Annotated in this window: 11 protein-coding genes and 1 pseudogene; 7 read left to right on the top strand and 5 right to left on the bottom strand. The window is 71.7% G+C overall.

The features are described from left to right. Positions 1 to 170 precede the first annotated feature (170 nt). Positions 171 to 674 (bottom strand): annotated as a pseudogene (locus tag BLT82_RS38655) (phage tail protein); the annotation flags it as partial. Between the two features lie 38 nt (positions 675 to 712). Further along, the gene (locus tag BLT82_RS06990; RefSeq protein WP_093652957.1) at positions 713 to 2,560 is read right to left on the bottom strand and encodes a phage tail sheath family protein; all 1,848 of its coding nucleotides are present in this window, start codon (positions 2,558 to 2,560) and stop codon (positions 713 to 715) included. Between the two features lie 1,011 nt (positions 2,561 to 3,571). On the opposite strand from BLT82_RS06990, the gene BLT82_RS37560 reads away from it, so the two are divergent. Beyond that, positions 3,572 to 3,877, top strand: coding sequence for a hypothetical protein (locus BLT82_RS37560; protein ID WP_093652956.1), 306 nt, complete (start codon positions 3,572 to 3,574; stop codon positions 3,875 to 3,877). A gap of 127 nt (positions 3,878 to 4,004) precedes the next feature. Here BLT82_RS37560 and BLT82_RS06980 read toward each other — a convergent pair whose 3' ends face one another. From BLT82_RS06980 to BLT82_RS06970, 3 genes are all read right to left on the bottom strand, one after another. Next, positions 4,005 to 5,582: a GMC family oxidoreductase gene (locus tag BLT82_RS06980; RefSeq protein ID WP_093652955.1), complete on the bottom strand. Its 1,578-nt coding sequence runs from the start codon at positions 5,580 to 5,582 to the stop codon at positions 4,005 to 4,007. Between the two features lie 87 nt (positions 5,583 to 5,669). Beyond that, complete coding sequence (locus tag BLT82_RS06975) at positions 5,670 to 7,253, bottom strand: APC family permease (protein ID WP_093652954.1); 1,584 nt, start codon at positions 7,251 to 7,253, stop codon at positions 5,670 to 5,672. Then, positions 7,250 to 8,719 (bottom strand): aldehyde dehydrogenase family protein, encoded by a 1,470-nt coding sequence (locus BLT82_RS06970; RefSeq protein ID WP_093652953.1) that lies wholly within the window; start codon positions 8,717 to 8,719, stop codon positions 7,250 to 7,252. The genes BLT82_RS06975 and BLT82_RS06970 overlap by 4 nt, the downstream gene beginning before the upstream one ends. Before the next feature lie 371 nt (positions 8,720 to 9,090). On the opposite strand from BLT82_RS06970, the gene BLT82_RS06965 reads away from it, so the two are divergent. The 6 genes from BLT82_RS06965 to BLT82_RS06935 all read left to right on the top strand — a co-directional run bounded on the left by BLT82_RS06965 (position 9,091) and on the right by BLT82_RS06935 (position 18,001). Next, on the top strand, positions 9,091 to 9,594 hold the full coding sequence (locus tag BLT82_RS06965) for a hypothetical protein (RefSeq protein ID WP_244291866.1): 504 nt from the start codon (positions 9,091 to 9,093) through the stop codon (positions 9,592 to 9,594). Next, positions 9,564 to 10,988: a hypothetical protein gene (locus BLT82_RS06960; protein WP_093652952.1), complete on the top strand. Its 1,425-nt coding sequence runs from the start codon at positions 9,564 to 9,566 to the stop codon at positions 10,986 to 10,988. Before BLT82_RS06965 ends, BLT82_RS06960 begins: the two co-directional genes overlap by 31 nt. Then, positions 10,985 to 12,667: a vWA domain-containing protein gene (locus BLT82_RS06955; RefSeq protein WP_093652951.1), complete on the top strand. Its 1,683-nt coding sequence runs from the start codon at positions 10,985 to 10,987 to the stop codon at positions 12,665 to 12,667. The genes BLT82_RS06960 and BLT82_RS06955 overlap by 4 nt, the downstream gene beginning before the upstream one ends. A 148-nt stretch (positions 12,668 to 12,815) precedes the next feature. Next, positions 12,816 to 13,928 (top strand): ATP-binding protein, encoded by a 1,113-nt coding sequence (locus tag BLT82_RS06950; protein ID WP_093652950.1) that lies wholly within the window; start codon positions 12,816 to 12,818, stop codon positions 13,926 to 13,928. Continuing rightward, a complete protein-coding gene (locus BLT82_RS06945) occupies positions 13,925 to 16,726 on the top strand; it encodes a DUF5682 family protein (RefSeq protein WP_093652949.1) in 2,802 nt (933 codons plus the stop codon). Before BLT82_RS06950 ends, BLT82_RS06945 begins: the two co-directional genes overlap by 4 nt. Positions 16,727 to 17,260: 534 nt before the next feature. After that, positions 17,261 to 18,001: a DUF2470 domain-containing protein gene (locus BLT82_RS06935; RefSeq protein WP_093652947.1), complete on the top strand. Its 741-nt coding sequence runs from the start codon at positions 17,261 to 17,263 to the stop codon at positions 17,999 to 18,001. Positions 18,002 to 18,057 lie beyond the last annotated feature (56 nt).

The raw sequence follows: 18,057 nt of genomic DNA, 5'->3' as shown, positions 1-18,057 counted from the left end.
CCCCGGGACCTGCCGGAGGTCTGCGCCCTGCGGGGCCGTCCCCGGCCCACGGGGCCGGGGATCTCCGGAGGTCCTTCCGCGTACCGCCGGAATCCTCCGCAGACTCCGCCCGAGGCTCCCCGCGTCCTCCACACTGCCGCCGGAAGCCTCCCGCGGTCAGACGTTGGGCAGGGCTCGACCGGCTCCTCCACCTCGTAGTCGCGTTCCCAGCCCTCGCACTCGAGCTTGACGCTCTGGATGGCGACGGCGTTCGCGTTGGCGTCCAGCTCGCCGAGCACCTGGTACTCGCTCACCCAGGCCCGGTACAGCTTGTGCGAGACGGCGACCTGCCCGGCCTCGTTGAGGACCTGGATGATGATGTCCTTGCGGAAGTCCCGCAGGGACACCTCGGAGCCCAGCCCGGCGCCTACCTGCCACACCTTGTTGGCCCAGCGGTCGAATTCCGGGTCGTGGGTGACACCGCGTTCGAGCGTCACCCCCTCGAATTCCGAGCGGCCCGGCGACTTGCGGGGCGAACTGGGGTCGCCGCCGTGCCGGTGCTTGACGACTTCGGTGGTGCGCTTGAGAGGACTGATCTTGCTGATGCCCGCGACCGTTCGACCGTCCCAGAGGACCAGGAACTTGAAATTCTTGCACGGGTCGAAGCGATGGGCGTTTACCTGGAACTCAGCCATCGGTTTCCTTCGTGTTCCTTTTCCGTGAATGCGCGGGGTTAGGAAAGGTCGAACTGACCGGCCATCTGCTGGATCTTCACCACGACGAACTCGGCGGGCCTGACCGGAGCGATCCCGACCACCACATTGACCACGCCGCGTTCGATGTCGGCTTCGGTGGTGGTGTCCTTGTCACATTTGACGAAGTACGCCTCGCGAGGCGTGCCGCCCTTGAACGCGCCCTGCCGGAACAGGTCGTTGAGATAGGCCGACGCCTCCAGCCGGATCTGCTGCCACAGCTGCTCGTCGTTGGGCTCGAAGACGACCCACTGCAGTCCTCGGTGGAGGCTCTCCTCGACGTGCAGCGCCAGCCGGCGCACCGGCACGTCCCACTCGCTGTCGAGCGGGTCGGCGCCCGCCAGGGTGCGGGCGCCCCACACCAGCGGGCCGACGACGGGGAAGGTCCGCAGGCAGTTCACGCCCAGCGGGTTGAGCAGCCCGTTCTCGCGGTCGGTGAGCCTGACCGTGAGCGAGCGCACCCCGGCCAGCCGCGCCTCGGTCCCCGCCGGCGCCTTCCACGCGCCGCGCTCCGCGTCCGTACGCGCCATCACGCCCGCGACGGCGCCCGAGGGCGGGAAGGCGCGCAGCCGGCCCGTGAGCGGGTCGGTGAGCTGCAGATGCGGGAAGTAGAGCACCGCGTGGTCGCTGCGCACGGCGTCGAACGCGCCGATCCCGGCCCGTGCCGAGTCCACGCCGCCCCACGCCGAGGGCGCGTCCACGAGCAGGAAGATCCGCCGCTCCCGGCAGAGCTGCTCGGCCGCGCACAAGACGGTGACCATGTCCTCGGCCGACTCGTACGCCGAAAGCTCCGGCAGCGACAGCAGGTTGACGTCGTCCACGTCCCGCAGGGCCTGGAGGCCGGTCTTCCGGGCCTCACTGCCCATGAGGTCGCGCGGCCCCGGCGGATCGCCGTCCTTGCCGCCCCGCAGCGCGAACACCGGCGGGTTGACGGAGGCTTCCAGTCCCAGGTCGTTGGCGCACTCGCCGACGAAGCGCACCACGTCGTCGGGGTCGAGGGAGCCGGCGACGACCTGGAGGCGCCGTCCGAAGGCGGTGACCTCCGCCCCGGCGAAGGCGTGCCGCCCCGGTGCGTCGGGCAGGGACCGCAGTTTGCGCTCCAGCAGCAGGGCGAGTTCGGTCACGTCGGCCGGCGGCTCACCGTCGTGGTCGGGTTCGAACAGCGTGAACGCACGCTCCACGTCGCCGATCTTGACCTTCAGTTCGACGCCCAGGGCGGGCAGTTCGGCGGCGAACGGCTTGGAGACGGTGCCGGAGGGGTCGGGCCGGTCCTCGTCCAGCGCCCGGACGCGGACCAGCGCGGATCCGGCGTTGACCACCGTCTCGACGAAGCGCCCGTGTCCGGAGTCCATGGAGAGCCCGGTGAAGGACTCGCGGGCCCCGCCGCGCGCGTCGAGGACGTGCAGGTTGAACGTGCGGTCCGGCGACGGTGTGTCCTGGTCGACGGCGATCCGCAGCCCCGAGCCCCAGAGCCCGGGCTCCTTGGCGTGCACCTCGAGCACCGGGCACGCGCTGTGCCCCTCGGTGGACTCGAGCGTGACGCAGGCCTCCTCGCCGGTGCCGGCCTTGGCCACGCGGACGATCACCGCGACCGCCCCGCCGTTTCCGAAGAACTGGTGCACCGCGTAGCCGACGGCGCTGCGCGAGGTGAGTCCGCCGAATCGGCGCTCGAATTCCGCGAAGCTGGTGACGCGCACCGGTCGGTTGAGCGGACCCCGGCGGGTGCGGCCCACGAACGCGGTCACCGAAGTGGTGACCGAGGCGATGGTGCGGACGCTGCTGGGGAGTTCTTCGATGTATACGCCGGGATAACCCATGTGCGTCGGCATTCCCCCTCCATTCCCTTCGCGCACCAAGAGATGAGGAGAGGAAGCAGGGCGGATGCGCGCATGCGTCAACTGCGCGTGGCGCACTCCCGTGATGATCCCCCGTCACACACCCCGTGCGATATCTGTCTCGCAGGGCCGTCAGCATGCGCGTGCGCTTGTGGCTCCTGATGCATGAGTGCCAATGCGAGTCTCGTTGGCGGTTATACGCAGGGCCAAGGCACCCTTTCGGTCATTGGGGGATCTCGGTCGGCAAGGGTTTATGGAGACCGTTCGGAGTGGTCAGAGGTGTGTTCGGAACGGGATATGAAGCCCGGTTCACGGGGGCTTCACGGGAAAGTTGGATTCGGTGTGCCGATCCAGCCGAATGGGATCTCGGTCGGCGCGCCGCCTTGTGTCCGGTTCACGCGGAATCCGGCCTTCGGCCTCGGCGTGGATGGCACCGTTTCGGCCAAGATGGCGCATCGTGTCGTGTTGACCTGGTTTGCCCGGTTGAGGCGCGCGTTCGTTGCCGCGCCCCCGTCTTTCCGAGGGGAGGGTCCGCCTGCGGGCCGAACCTGTCGGAGTCGATCCGTTCGAACGGGTGGGCCTCGCTCGCCGACGGGTGTTGACCGGCCGGTCGCCAGCGGTTGACATCCCTCCCGACGCGTGTCTAGTTTGTTCTAAATGCAATTAAATGTCCGTTTCTCGGTCGGTCCGGCCATTCCGGTGAGACCACAGGAGACGGGCAGGAACCTCGACATCCCGGTCGACGGCCGGCAGGGCCGCCCGGCGGCAGCGCCGCGTCGCGTACCGGCGCGCCCCGGCCGGCGCCGTTCCATGCGGGCACCGATCCGTCCGAGCACGGCGAGCCGGCCGCGCGGACGGCACAACCGCCCCGCCGCGGCAACTGCCGCCTCACCCAAGGCCGATGCGCCGGGCCCCTCGTGATCGCGTCACCGGCCCCGCCGGTGCGCGCGTGCCGTGGCCTGACGCCGCCGCGCCCTGCGGCAGTCGCCGGGAAGGGATCTGATCATGCGAGCCAGGACTTCAAGGGCATTTCGTCTGTTCGCCGGGCTGATCGCGGCTCTGGCCCTGTCGCTGGGAGGAGCGGGAGTCGCCAACGCGGCGAGTTCCTATTCCGGCGACTGCTGGGACGACGGATATCACTACGACTACTGCGACTATGGACACGGCGGGTACGACGACTACGGCGACCACGGCTGGGGCGGCGACCACGACAACGGCCGTGGCGACAACGGCCGCGGCGGCAACGGCGACCACGGTGGTGACCGTGGCGGTGGCGGTGGTGACCGCGGCGGTGGCGGCGGCCGGCACTGACTCCTGAGCCCCGGCCCGGGACCGTGCGGCCGCGGGCCGGGGCCCCGCACACGCCGTTCCAACGCCTGCCGCCCGGTGAAGTGCGCGCGGCAGGCGTTGCCCGGTCTCGCGTGGTGCGGGAGCCCCATCAGCCGCTTCCCGCCGCATCGGCCTTGACCATGTCGGCGCACTTCTCGCCGATCATCATGGTCGTGATGCAGGGGTTGACCGTCGTGAGCAGCGGCATCACCGAGGCGTCGGCGACCCGCAGACCCCGTACGCCCTTGACCCGCAGACGCGCGTCGAGGGGGGAGTCCGGGTCGTCGTCGGCCCCCATCCGCACCGTTCCCGCCGGGTGGTAGACAGTGTTGTGGGTGTCGCGCACATAGGCGAACAGCTCGTCGTCGCTCGTGCAGCCGGGCCCCGGTGCGAGTTCCGCGCCGGCCCAGTCCGTCATCGGCGCCCGGGAGACGATGTCCCGCGCCAGTCGCAGCCCGTACGTCATCACACGGATGTCGTGCTCGTGCGTGAAGTACCGGGGGTCGACCATCGGCTTGTCCCGGAAGTCCCGGCTGCGCAGGCGTACCGTGCCCCGCGACCGGGCCTGGGTGACGTTGGGGGTCAGCGAGAACGCGTTGTCCGACGTGGGATAGCCCTGACGGTAGGTGTTCAGGTCGAAGGGCACGGAGCCGTAGTGGAACATCAGGTCCGGCCGGTCCAGGCCGGGCACGGTGTCGGCGAAGATGCCGATCTCCCACCACTGGGTGGACGTGGTGACCATGGGTTGCTTCGCCTCCCACATGATCACGCCCTCCGGGTGGTCCTGCAGATGGGAGCCGACGCCCGGGGCGTCCACCCGTACGTCGACCCCGACGTCACGCAGGTGCCCGCCCGGGCCGATGCCCGACAGCATCAGCAGCTTGGGCGAGTCGATCGCCCCGCACGACACGATCACCTCACCGCGGGCGGTCACCGCCGAGGTGTGGACGACGTCCGGCTCCAGGTACTCGGCACCCGTGCAGCGGCCGTCGCCCGAGAACAGCAGACGCCTCGCCCGTACCCCGGTCCGCACCTCCAGATTCGGCCGTCTGCCGAGCACCGGATGCAGGTACGACACCGACGCGGACGAACGGGTGCCGTCCGGGCGGGCGTTTATCTGGAACCAGTCGGCGCCCCGAACCACCGTCGTACCGGTGTTGAACGGGGTCGTCGGGATGCCCGCCTCGGCACAGGCCTCCAGCAGGGCGCGACCGCACGGGTCCCTCGGGGGCACCGTCCGCAACCGCACCGGGCCTGAACGGCCGTGGTGGTCGCCGGGCGCGTCGTTGTTCTCCAGCCGCCGGTAGAGCGGGAAGCAGTCCGCCGCGCTCCAGCCGGTGCAGCCCGCCGCGGCCCATCCGTCCAGATCCTCCGCGGGCGCCCAGAACGCGATGCAGGAGTTGTGCGACGAGCAGCCGCCGAGGACCCTCGCCCGGGCGTGGCGGAGGAAGCTGTTGCCGTTCACCTGCGGTTCGACCGGGTAGTCCCAGTCGTAACCCGACTCCAGCAGGGCCATCCACCGCTCCAGCACGAGGATGTCGTCGTCGTCCACGTCCGAGGGACCGGCCTCCAGCAGGCAGACGCTGACGTCCGGGTCCTCGCTGAGCCGCGCGGCGACGACGGCGCCGGCGGTACCGCCTCCCACGACGACATGGTCGAACTCCGGTGCGGACGTGGGTGAGGCCATGGCATCTCCAGGTCGTCGGGGAGCCGTCGGAGGCGTGTACGCACCTTCGGGAGCGCGTACGACCTGGCGGTCGTGCCTCCGGGCTCGTCAGGGAGCCGTCGCCGGACCACCGGTCGGCGCGGACTCGGACGCGTGCTCGGCGAGCACACCCGTCCTGTGGCGCTGGACGAACCAGTAGTACGCGAACCCGCCGAGGGCGACGACGCCGATGAACAGGAAGGCGCCCCAGCGCAGGTACCAGTGCTGCGGTCCGGTGGCGTTGTAGACCTCGGCTCGCGGCCAGGCCAGGTTCAGTGACATCGCCGCACCCCACAGGACCGCGAGGATGTTGACGGGCAGTCCGAACCTGCCGAGCGAGAAGCCGCCTTCGGCGGGCTTCCACTCGCCGCGCAGCCGCTGGATCAGCATCGGTGTCGTGACCAGCAGATAGGCGATGTAGATCATGATGATCGCGATGCTGGTGATCACGGAGAAGATCTGCGGCTGGTTGATGTTGATCACCAGGATGACGACGCCCACGAGGCCGATGACGACGGCCGGCACCACGGGTGTCTGGAACCGCGGGCTGACCCGCGCGAGCCGCGACCCGGCCGGCAGGTTGTTGTCCCGCGCCATCGCGAACATCAGCCGGATCCCGGCGGCGTGCACGGCCAGTACGCACACGGTGATCGCGACGACGACGCACCACAGGAAGACCTCGCCGATCGTCGGTCCCAGCGTCACCAGCACCACGTACTGCAACCCCTCGGTGGACAGTTGCTTCGCGAACAGGTCGGGCACGGCCATCAGCGCGAACAGCAGGATCAGCCCGCCGATGAGGAAGGACGCGACCAGTGCGCGGAGGATGGCGCGCGGGCAGTTCCGCCGGGGGGCGTGGGACTCCTCGCCCAGCGAGGACGCCGTGTCGAATCCGTACATCACGTAGGCGGACGCGAGCGACGCGGTGAGGAACGCCCCGAAGTAGCCCCAAGGATGGTCCTTGCCCAGCCCGTACGTCTCGGTGAGGACCGTGGAGGGGCCACGGGTGATGTGCACCGCGAGGAAGATGATCAGCGCGACTGCGGCGATGAGTTCGATGAAGACGCCGGCGGAGTTGATGCGCGCCATCAGCTGCACGCCGAAGGCGTTGACGAGGGTGGAGAAGACGATGAGGACCGTCCCGAGCAGGACGGCGTTGGCCGCCGCCGAGGATCCGGTCCCGTCGCCCACGAACTGGAACCAGGGATCGATCCTGGGCAGCGTGATCTGGTACGCCAGCGCCACGGCGGCCAGCGTCACCATGGTCGCCGTCATCATCATCCAGCCGCCGAGCCAGCCGACGTGCGGACCGCCCATCTTCTTGGCCCAGTTGTAGACGGAGCCGGCGACGGGATAGCGCGCCGCCAGCTCGCAGAAGCACAGCGCCACCATGAGCTGCCCGACGAACACCATCGGCCAGGACCACCAGTAGGCCGGGCCGCCGAAGGCCACACCGAAGTAGAACAGCTGGAAGGTGCCGGTGAGGATCGAGATGTAGCTGATTCCGGCGGCGAACGTGTGGAAGTTGCCGAGGGTGCGTTTGAGTTCCGGCCTGTACCCCAGTTCCGTCAGCGAGGAGTCGTCCTCGTGGTGGCCGGAGCCCGAGCCCGACGGGTCCTTCGCGTAAGGTGCCCGTCCCGTGTCCGCCGTCATGCGAACCACCTCTGTGGGCTCGGTGACAGATTGCGCCAGATGTGCTTGGCCTCGAGGTACTCGGCCAGTCCGGCCGGGCCGAGTTCACGGCCGAAGCCGGACTGCTTCATCCCGCCCCACTCCGCCTGCGGGACGTACGGATGGAAGTCGTTGATCCACACCGTGCCGGCGCGCATCCGCGAAGCCACTCGGTCGGCCCGCGCCGGGTCCCCGGTCCAGACGGCCCCCGCGAGCCCGTACACCGTGTCGTTGGCGAGGGCCACCGCCTCCTCCTCGTCGCGGAAGCGCTCCACGGTCAGCACCGGGCCGAACGACTCGTCGCGCACCACCGTCATGTCGGGAGTGCATTCGTCCAGCACCGTCGGCAGGTAGTAGAAGCCGTCGGCGAGTTCCGGGTCCCCCGGCCGGGAACCGCCGCAGCGCAGGACCGCGCCCTCGGCGAGACCGGCCTCGACGTACGCCTCGACCTTCTCCAGGTGCTCGGCGGAGATCAGCGGGCCCGCGCGGGCGTTCTCGTCGAACGGGCCGCCGAGCCTGATGGACTCCGCCTGCTCGACGACCTCAGCGACGAACGCGTCGTGCAGCTCCTCCTGCACCAGCAGCCGTGCCCCGGCCGAGCAGACCTGGCCGGAGTGCAGGAACACGGCCGTCGCCGCGTAGTCCACGGCCGCCTCGAAGGCGGCGTCCGAGAACACGACGTTCGGGTTCTTGCCGCCGAGTTCGAGTGCCACCTTCTTCACCGTGGGCGCGGCGGCCGCCATGATGCGGCGGCCGGTGACCAGGCCGCCCGTGAACGACACCATGTCGACCCTGGGATCCTCGGTGAGCGGGACACCGACGACGCCGCCCGCGCCCAGCACCAGGTTGGCCGCCCCTTCGGGCAGCCCCGCCTCGGTGAGCCGCCGCATCAGCATCACCGCGGTGTGCGGGGTCAGTTCACTCGGCTTGAGGACGAACGTGTTGCCCGCGCCGAGGGCCGGAGCGACCTTCCAGGACGTCTGGAGCAACGGGTAGTTCCAGGGAGTGATCAGCGAACAGACCCCGACGGGTTCATGGACCACACGGCTGTCGACGTCCGGCGGAGCGGTGTCGACGACGCGGTCGTGACCGCCCGCCGCCACGAGATGGCCGAACCAGCGGAAGCACTTGGCGACGTCGTCCATGTCGTACGCGCTCTCCACCAGCCGCTTGCCGGTGTCCAGCGACTCGGCACGCGCGAACTCGGCCTTGTCGCGCTCCAGCAGGTCGGCGGTGCGCAGCAGCAGCTCGCCGCGTTCGGCGGCCGGGGTCCGGGGCCACGGCCCGCTGTCGTAGGCGTCGCGGGCGGCGGCCACAGCAGCGGATGCGTCCTCCGGTCCGGCCTCGTCGACGGACGCCACCAGTGCGCCGTCGGCCGGACAGCGGATCTCCCGCTTCCGCCCGCCGGCCGCGGCGGTCCAGGTGCCGCCGATGAAGAGCTCGGGCATGGGGGCCACCTCCGGGTTCGGACGGGCGGGCGTACCGGAGCGCTCTATCCGAGTTGTACGGTGCTGCGCGTCTTCTACTGCTTCGAGGCTAGAGAGCCTGGGCCCGCTCTGCACCGCGAGCGGTGTCCGCGGTCCGGAGCGCGTCACCCAGGGTGCCCGGCCGGGCGCACCGAGTGCACGGCCCTCCCCGGTCCGGCCGCTCCTCCCCGCGCCGTTCGGCCTTCGGGGAACGCCGCCGCGCGGGCGGCGGCCCGGCGATCCGCGCCCTCGGCTCAAGATCGGCGTTGTCAGTGTGCGCCGCTAAGTTCGGTCGTGTCCCGCCGGGCCGCCTTCCGGCAGGACTTCCCGTGCTGTGCAAAGGAGATGGTGCGTTGTCCGACTGGGAGAAGCGGAGCGCGGCCCGCGTGGTGGCGCCCGCGCGAGCGCGAAAGCTCGCCAAGGTCCCGTTCGTCGAGCTGGCCGACGGACGCCTGCAGGGCGTGGTGTCCAGCGGCTCGGACATCGAGCGGGTCTATGTGTCGTCGGTCGAGGCGGGCGCGTACGCGTTCGCCTGCAGCACCAACAACAACCGGCCCTGCGGCGGTGCCCGCGGGGCGTTCTGCAACCACATCCGGTCCTTGGTCGGCGAGGCCGTCCTGCAGTACGGCGCCGAGCGCGTCGCGCGCTATCTGCGCGTCGAGACGGGGGGCGAGGAGCCGACGGCGGCCTCCGTCACCAACGCCATGACCGGCGCCCGCCCCGCACCGGCGGCGACGAAGACGGCCGCTCCCGTGTTCAGCCGGTTCCTGCGCCAGCTGGCCTACCTCGAACTCGACCCGACCACCGCGCCGTTGCCCGAGATGCAGTGGTTCCCGCAGGCCAGGGCGGTGGCGTGATGCGCACCGCTCTGCTCACCGACCCGGTCGACGGACTCGACGAGGCCCTGGCCGCCGTCGACGCCTTCGACGGCGCGCTCGTCGGTGGTCTGCTCCGTCCCCGGCCCGCACAGGCCGCGGGCCTGTCCGAACTCGCCGACGCCGTGGCCGGCACGCCGCTGGCCGCCAGGGCCGCCGAGGCGGCGGAGAAGGCAGCGGCCGGGGCCGCCGGCGAGGGGCACTTCGTCGCACTCGCCGCGGCCCGTGCGGCGCTGCTCGGCTCCGTCCACGACGCGCTCATGACCAGGGTCGACGAGGCGGCGGGCCGTTCGCGCCCGGAGGAGACCGCGCCGGCACCCGTGCCCGCGGAGCGGCAGACGGCGAACCTGTCGGCCGCCGCCCGCTCCTGGCTCTGTGACCTGGCGCGCGCCGGATGGCAGGGCATCGACCACGAACTGGTCTCCGGGGCGGCCCAGGTGGTCTCGGCGATGCTCCCCGACCCGGCACTGCGCCGGCAGGCGACCCTCCTGGACGGCTTCGCCGCCGAGCTCGCCGCCTCCTGCCCGGGCGCGTCGCTGGAACGGATGCCGGTGCGCCGCTGGGCCGACCTCTGGTCGCGGGCGATGCTCCTGACGCTGCCCGGCGCCACCGAGGCGTCCGCGCCCGGCACGGCCACCGGCCGGCTGCTGCCGCTCGGCGTCGACGTGCACGAGCACGCGACGGCCGCGCAGGCCCAGGTCCACGCGGTGTTCGAGCCTGCGGACGGCACCACGCCGCGGCTGGTGCGCGCCGCTGTCTCGGTGCCGAAGCCGGACACGGTCGTGGAGGCCGGCGTCTGGCAGCTGCTCCGGCCGCACATGGCGCTGCTGGCCGCCGTGAGCGAGGGCCGCTCGATGGAGTTGTCCGGCATGCCGGTCACCGCCGAGGGCGACCTGATCTGGAACGACGAGCAGGCCCGGCCGGGTGCGCCCGCCGACGCGTTCGCCACGGCCCGAGTCGCCCTGGCCGCGGCCACGGCTCCGACGGTCGCACCGCTGGACCGACACCCGGCGCGCATCGCCGAGCCGGTGTTCCTGGAGGGCTACACCGTACGCAAGGAGAGCGGCGTGCTCCTGTTCGATGTCGCAGGACGTCCTGTGGCCGTCGACGCCGACCGCGTTCCGACCGCGGGGCCCCTGACGCCGGAGGCCGTCGAGGCGTCCGGCGCCTGCATAGGACTGCTCCGGTGGGACGCCGGCACGTTCACCGTCCAGCCGCTCGCCGTCGAGACGACGGTGCGGAAGAAGGCTGTGGCGGTGCACGGCGGGGGATGGGCCGGCGGCACGGGCGACAAGGCCGGCGTCAAGGCCGAGAAGGCCGCCACCGACGCCGTGATGGTGCTCCGGGAGCGGGCGGGGAGGCTGCTGCGGAAATGAGCGAGCAGACGACCGAACGGGAGCAGACGGACCGCCACGCGGAGGCCGACTCCCACGACAACCGCCGCCAGGTCCTGTACTGGCGACTCCTCGCCCGGCTGTTCGACCACGAGGAGCAGCCGTCGCTGGAATCGGCCGGCCTCGCCGTCGTCGAGGCCATCGGGCTGCCGCCCGCGCTGCTGGATCCGCAGGTGTCCGTGGACTCCGTCGTGCAGCGCCACTCCGAGCTGGCCGCCGAGTTCGAAGGTCTGATGGTGCCCCGGCCCGCCGCCGGGCCCGGAAGCGGGGGCGGCGAACGGTCCGGCACGGGGACCGGGTCCCAGCCCCCTTCGGGAGCCGGGCCCGTTGACCGATCCGGTACGGGGACCGGCGCACTGACGGATCGCGGCGCCGGCTCCGGGTCCTCACCCGCGTCCGCCCCCGAGACCGTGCCCGGGCCGGACGCCTCACCCGCGCCGGGGGCCGCGCGGGAGACCGGGGCCGCAGCAGGGTCCGGTTCCGGCCCCGAGGCGGACACCGCCGAAGAGGGCGGAACCGCCGGCCGTGACCGGGCCGCCGAAGTCCGGCGCGCCGCACTGGTGTCGAAGGTGCTGCTCAACGTGTTCTCGTCCGGATCCGGCACGGTCACCGCCGGACAGCTCTCGCGCTGGCAGGCCGACGCGGGCTGGCTGGAACGCGCGCTCGGCTGCCGACCCGGCGAGCTGCGCGGCGGTCGCGCCGGCGGTGTCGCGACCGGCCGGGGCAGCGGCTCCGTCCACGGCGCGACACCGGACCTCGGCACACTGATTCCCGCGATCGGCCCGGAACTCGCCGCCATCGAGGCCGACCTCGTGGGACGGATGCGTCTGCGTGAAGTCCTGGCCGACCCGCAGCTCGCCTCACAGCTCACCCCGAGCATGTCGCTGATCGAGCAGCTCCTGCGCGACAAGAACAATCTGTCCGGTGTCGCGCTGGCCAATGCCAAGGCCCTGATCCGCCGCTTCGTCGACGAGGTCGCCGAGGTGCTGCGGACCCAGGTGGCAAAGGCCACGGTCGGTGCCCTGGACCGCTCCGTGCCGCCGAAGCGCGTCTTCCGCAACCTGGACCTCGACCGCACGATCTGGAAGAACCTCACCAACTGGAGCCCGGAGGAGGAGCGGCTGTACGTCGACCGCCTCTACTACCGGCACACCGTCCGCAAGACGACGCCGCAGCGGCTCGTCGTGGTCGTGGACCAGTCCGGCTCCATGGTCGACTCGATGGTCAACTGCACCATCCTCGCCTCGATCTTCGCCGGGCTGCCGAAGGTCGACGTCCACCTGATCGCCTACGACACCCAGGCACTCGACCTCACGCCCTGGGTGCACGACCCCTTCGAGACCCTGCTGCGCACCAACCTCGGCGGAGGTACCGACGGCACGGTCGCCATGGCCCTGGCCCAGCCGAAGATCGCCGAACCGCGCAACACCGTGGTGGTGTGGATCTCCGACTTCTACGAATGGCGGACCGAGCAACTCTTCGAGTCCATGGCCGCCGTCCACCGCTCCGGCGCCAAGTTCATCCCCGTCGGTTCCGTTACCAGCTCGGGCCGCGGCAGCGTCAACCCGTGGTTCCGGGAGCGCTTCAAGGACCTCGGCACGCCGGTGATCTCCGGTCACATACGCAAGCTCGTCCACGAGCTCAAGACGTTTCTCACCTGAGGGCTCTCCCCGGGAACCCCGCCGGGCGCACGTTCTCAGCCGCGGCACCTCGCCGCGTCGTCGGACCGCCCGCACACGCCCAGCCGGCGCGGCCCACACTTCCCCGTCGACGCCCTCATCCAACGACCGTTTTCAGAAAGGCCCTGACATGTCCGACCTGTTGCGCGCCCCTGCCGAGATCAAGTACGCCGAGGAGCTGGACTGGCTGGAGTCGGTGGACGACAACCCCAAGCCCTTCTCCTGGCGGCTCTCCCCGAAGATGGTCCGGCTGTTCGTCCTGGGCTCCGAGCGCGCCGACGGTCTCGACCGGGAGATCTCCCAGAAGTGGTTCGGCGACCGCAGCTTCGTCGAACGCGCCATCGTCACCCTGGCCTCCGATCGCGGCCTGCTGCTCATAGGGGACCCCGGCACCGGCAAGAGCTGGCTCGCGGAGCTGCTGTCCGCCGCGATCTGCCGCAACTCCACCCTGGTGGTGCAGGGTACGGCCGGAACCACCGAGGACCACATCAAGTACTCGTGGAACGTGTCCATGGTGATCGCCAAGGGCCAGTCCCGCGAGTCGATGATCCCCTCGCCGATCATGACCGCGATGGAGAGCGGCGCGATCGGCCGCTTCGAGGAGCTCACCCGCTCCACCAGCGACGTCCAGGACGCCCTGATCTCCATCCTGTCCGAGAAGTACATCTCGGTCCCCGAGCTGGACAGCGACAACATCGTCTTCGCCAAGCCCGGATTCTCGATCATCGCCACCGCCAACAGCCGTGACCGGGGCGTCAACGACCTGTCCTCGGCGCTCAAGCGGCGATTCAACTTCGTGCGGATCCCGGTGGTGACGAACAAGAAGAGCGAGGCGGAGATCGTCCGCTTCCGCACCGAGGAACTGCTGCGCCGCCACCGGATCGAGCTCGACGTGCCGCCGACGCTGCTGGACGTCCTGCTGCAGAGCTTCGCCGACCTGCGCGCCTCGGCGGCCTCGGCCGGCAGCGACGACGAGAAGCTGGAGTCCGCGCTGTCGACCGCCGAGCAGATCGGCGTACTGGAGGACGCGATCCTGCACGGCAACTTCTTCGGTGAGCGGGCGCTGACCGCCCACACCCTCGCCTCCTCGCTCGTCGGGTCGCTGGCGCGGCGCGAGCCGGAGGACCTGGCCATCCTCAACAAGTACCTGCACGGCGTCGTCGAGCCGCGCAGCAAGGAAGAGGGCGGCGTCTGGCCGGAGTTCCTGGAGGGCGGCCGCGACGCGATCGCCACCCTGTCATGAGCGCCGCCCAGGAAGGCACGTTCGCCGCGCTGCGGGCACAACTGCAGGACGCCGCAGCGGCCTTCGCCGACGGACCCGGCGCGCTCGAGGGCATCCTGCTGGGCATCGTCGACGACGTGGACCGAGCGGTACGGGAGCCCCTGGAGATCTTCCCGGTCTGCCACCACTCGCCCGCCTCGGCGCTCGCGATGGCACGGCGGCTTCGGGAGAAGCAGCCGAAGGTGGTGTACCTCGAACTGTGCGAGGACATGGCCCCGCTGCTGACCGAACTGCGGAACTGCAGACTCCCGGTCGCGGTGCAGGCGTTCGCCACCGAGGTCGAGGGCTTCCCGGCGGAGTGGTCGCCGCTGTCGGTGGTCGCGCCCATCACCGAGGCCTCGGCCGAGTACCAGGCCATCGCCTACGCACTCGACACCCCGGGCGTCGAGCTCGTCCTCGTCGACCGCTCCTCCGACCACGTGTACCAGTGGGACGCGCGCGGTGCGGAGCCCGCCGAACCGTCCGGCCCCGACACACCGGCTGCCGAGGATGAGGCCGCACTGCACGGCGAAGCGGTCGGTGTCGAGATCGGGGACCTGCGGCCGCGCTTCGCCGAGCTCGAGGAGCATCTGCTGCGCCATGGCCGGGTCCGGCACTGGTCGGAGTGGTGGCACCAGTACGTGGAGCTGCCGCTCGGGGACAGCGACCACGACACCTACCGTCAGGTCATGCTGCTGATCGGCAGCCTGTTCCGCCGCCTCGCACCGGGGGATCCCGGGCGGGTGCGCGTGGACGAGGACCGCGAGCGCTACATGTGGACCCGCATGCGGGAGCACCTCGCCGCCTCCGGCACCGACCCCGCGGACTGCCTGTACGTCTGTGGCGCGTTCCACGCGGCCAGCCGCGTTGCCGAGTTCGGCGTGGACGGTGCCGACACCTTCGAGATCGCACCGCGAACCGCGACCACGTGGCAGCACGGCCTGATCCCGTCCAGCCACGCCGCGATCGAGGCGCAGTTCGGTCTGGCCGCCGGCTCCGTGTCCATCGCCGCGACGGTGTGGGCGAAGAACGTCAGGCGCACCCGCGTCGAGCCGTTCCGGCTGGCGGGACAGGCGGGCGCGAAGAAGAAGGCGAGAACGGCGAAGAGCGGCCCGGCAGCCGCCGACCCGGCGGTGCCGGCCTCCGACAGGCTCACCGGCTTCCTTCAGCGGCCGCCCGTCCTGGACCGCCTCGACGAGGCCGAACTGCTCGGCTGGTCGGTCGAGATCGTGCGGGCGGCCCGCCGCAACGGCTATCTCGCCTCCACGGCCGACGCCATCGCCGTGTTCGAGACGTCGATCCTGCTGGCGGGGATGCGGGACCGGGCGAAGCCCACCCCGTACGACTTCCAGGACGCGGCCGTCACCTGCATCGAGAAGGACGCCGTACCGGGCCGGCGCGATGTGCGCCGCCTCGTGGAGATCATGATGGGCGGCGACCGGGTCGGCCAGGTCGGCTACGACGCGCTGCCGCCCCTGGCCCGCGATGTGCACGACCGCCTCGCGCCGCTGGGGCTGAAGCTCCAGCAGCGCGGTGTGCGGCGGGCTTTGCTGGACATCACCTCCCGACCGGAGCTGGAGAAGTGCTCCGATCTGCTGTGGATGCTGCGGTACCTGATGCCGCACGGCGCCGCACGCCCGATCATGGGGGAGCGGCGGCTCGGCGAGCGCCCCATCCAGGAGTCCTGGGATCTCGCGTTGGGCACCCACCAGCGTGCGCTCATCGAGCTCGGGTACGAGGGCGTCAGCGTCGAGCAGGTGCTGGAGCAGCGCCTCCGGCGCACGGCGTACGGCCCGCAGGCGACGACGGCCGTCGTCCTCGAGGCGGTCGAGGACGCGACGCTCCATCTGCGCGGCCGGCGCCTCGCAGACGAACTGGGCACCCGGGCCCTGGATGTGCTGGCCACCGAGCGCAGCGTCGACGGCGCCCCCGAGGTGCTGCGCCGGGTGCGCCGGCTGCTGGCGTACTACCGGACCAGCGAACCGGTGCTGCCGCCGTGGATCGAGTCCTTCGTCAAGACGGGGTACGCGCACTACTGCACCCTGCTGCCGACCGCGTTCACCGACGAGGACGCGACCGTCCGCCAGGTCGCCGCGATGCTCGGGTTCCTGTTCAGCATGGAGGGCCTGGCGCTGTCGCTGGGCTGCGACCGTACGCAGCTGGAGCTGGCGGTCGCCCAGTCGCACCCCGAGGAGTCGGCGAAGACCGCGCTGCTCTGGGCAGCGCAGACCCAGCTCGGCGGCCTGTCCCGGGCGGAGCTGCGGGCCCGGTGCGACGCCCTGCTCGGCAACTCCATGGTGGTCCCGGCCTACCCCCGCTACCTCAGCGGTTTCCTGCACGCCCTGGAACCGGTCCCCGCCCTGGCCGACTTCGTCGTGGAGGCGGTCTCGAACGCCTTCGCCCGGCTGCCGGACCCGGTACTGCTGCCGTGGCTGCCGACCCTGATCGGTACGCTCCGGGCCGGCGGGGCGGAACTGGCCCCCCTGCTGATCCGTGAGGCCGGCCGGATCTTCCCCGCGCGGCTCGAGGCTCTCGACTCATGGGTGCCGCCGTGGCGCGTACAGCCGGATCCGGGCGCGGTGCGCTCCGGCTGGCGAGGGAGCGCCGGCCGCGGCGTCCCACTGCTCGCCTCCCACCCGGCGACCTGCGACGCCATGGCGCGGCTGCTGGGCTGCGACGGCGGGTGGGAGGCGGCGGAACCGGGCCCGCGGGGCGCGGCCCTCGTCCATGCCCATCCCGGCACGGCGACGGCGCTCGGCGCGCTGCTGGCGCGGCCCTGAGCGGGGTGGACGGCGCCCGGTCCGGCATGGGGTGCGAGCAGTCGTGGGAGTGCTCGCCGTCCACGCCGACCGGCCCGTCGCGCCGCGACGGTCACGCGGCGCAGCTGCGCTCGTGGCCGTCGGAGTCGTCGACGCCGTGGCGCTGGGTGGCGCGGCCGGCCCGGCCCGCCGCCCGTCCGCCCCTGCCGACGCACGCTGTTCGCCGTTCTCCGGGCCTGCCGTGTGGGACGGGACGGAACGAGCAGCGCCCCGAGTCCCTGCCGGTGGGCCCGATGACGCGCCGGACGCAGTTGCCCGGTGGGAGGGTCCGTTCCCCGCTGGGGCGGATGCGGACCACGGGGTGCCCGGTGCGGAGCGTGGTGGCGGGGCCGGCCCGGAGGGTGTGGCCGCCGTACGGAGGGATCGGCACGGCGCGCAGGACCGGCGCGGACGGGTGTGGTGGAGGCGACGGCAGAAGACCCCGACGGGTGATGCGCCCACCCGGGGGCATGAGTTAAGTTAGGTGTGCCTTACCTAACTACCGAGGGGTGCGGAATGACTGCTGAGGACTGCGCGGGCGAGCAGGCGAGCGCGGCCGAACGGGTGCGCACGGTGCTGGCCGCCGCCGAATCGTTCACCGCAGTCACCGACGCGCACACCTGCGACCTGGTCGGCGGCGGTCTGCACAGCGTGGGCGACGACGGCCGGCTGCTGCTGCGGCTGCCCTCCGACTGCCGTCTCGCCGGCGAGGTCGCCCTCGCGCCACGCGGCACACTCCCCGTCGTGCTCAAGTTCACCGACGTCGCGCCGGTCGCGGTCCGCGAGCGGGTGCGGTCCCGCGTCACCATCGCCGGATGGCTGGCCCAGGCGGCTCCGGAATGCGAGGAGTCCGGCACCGCCTCGTTCCGCACGGTCACCGCGCATGTCGCCCTGGAGACGCCCGCAGGGCCGGTCACCGTCGGCCTCGACGAACTCGCCCTGGCACGGCCGGACGTGCTCGCACACCACGAGGCCGCCATGCTCACCCACCTCGTCGACGACCACGCCGAGATGGTGGCCCTGCTCACACGACTGGTGGACCCCCGGCTGCTCCAGGGGGTGGTCCGGGTGTGGCCGCTGGCCATGGACCGGCGGGGCGTCACCCTCCGCCTCGAGCGCGCACACAGCCACCGGGACGTCTCCCTGCCCTTCCCCGCGCCCGTGCGCGATCCCGGGCAGGCCGGCGACCGGGTCCGTGAACTCCTGGCGGCGGCCCGCGCCTGCCGCCGGGGAAGCCGACTGCCGAGCCGGCCGTGACCACCCGACGCCCCGAGCGGAACCCCGCTCGCCACACCGCGCATCCCGCCACGGAG

Source organism: Streptomyces wuyuanensis (assembly GCF_900103455.1).
Taxonomy (GTDB): Bacteria; Actinomycetota; Actinomycetes; order Streptomycetales; family Streptomycetaceae; genus Streptomyces; species Streptomyces wuyuanensis.
This window is presented reverse-complemented; position numbering and strand designations above follow the sequence as displayed.

Coding starts and splice junctions, on each gene's coding strand:
- BLT82_RS06990 (WP_093652957.1), bottom strand. CDS start 2,560: ATGCCGACGCACATGGGTTATCCCGGCGTATACATCGAAGAACTCCCC.
- BLT82_RS37560 (WP_093652956.1), top strand. CDS start 3,572: ATGCGAGCCAGGACTTCAAGGGCATTTCGTCTGTTCGCCGGGCTGATC.
- BLT82_RS06980 (WP_093652955.1), bottom strand. CDS start 5,582: ATGGCCTCACCCACGTCCGCACCGGAGTTCGACCATGTCGTCGTGGGA.
- BLT82_RS06975 (WP_093652954.1), bottom strand. CDS start 7,253: ATGACGGCGGACACGGGACGGGCACCTTACGCGAAGGACCCGTCGGGC.
- BLT82_RS06970 (WP_093652953.1), bottom strand. CDS start 8,719: ATGCCCGAGCTCTTCATCGGCGGCACCTGGACCGCCGCGGCCGGCGGG.
- BLT82_RS06955 (WP_093652951.1), top strand. CDS start 10,985: ATGAGCGAGCAGACGACCGAACGGGAGCAGACGGACCGCCACGCGGAG.
- BLT82_RS06950 (WP_093652950.1), top strand. CDS start 12,816: ATGTCCGACCTGTTGCGCGCCCCTGCCGAGATCAAGTACGCCGAGGAG.
- BLT82_RS06945 (WP_093652949.1), top strand. CDS start 13,925: ATGAGCGCCGCCCAGGAAGGCACGTTCGCCGCGCTGCGGGCACAACTG.
- BLT82_RS06935 (WP_093652947.1), top strand. CDS start 17,261: ATGACTGCTGAGGACTGCGCGGGCGAGCAGGCGAGCGCGGCCGAACGG.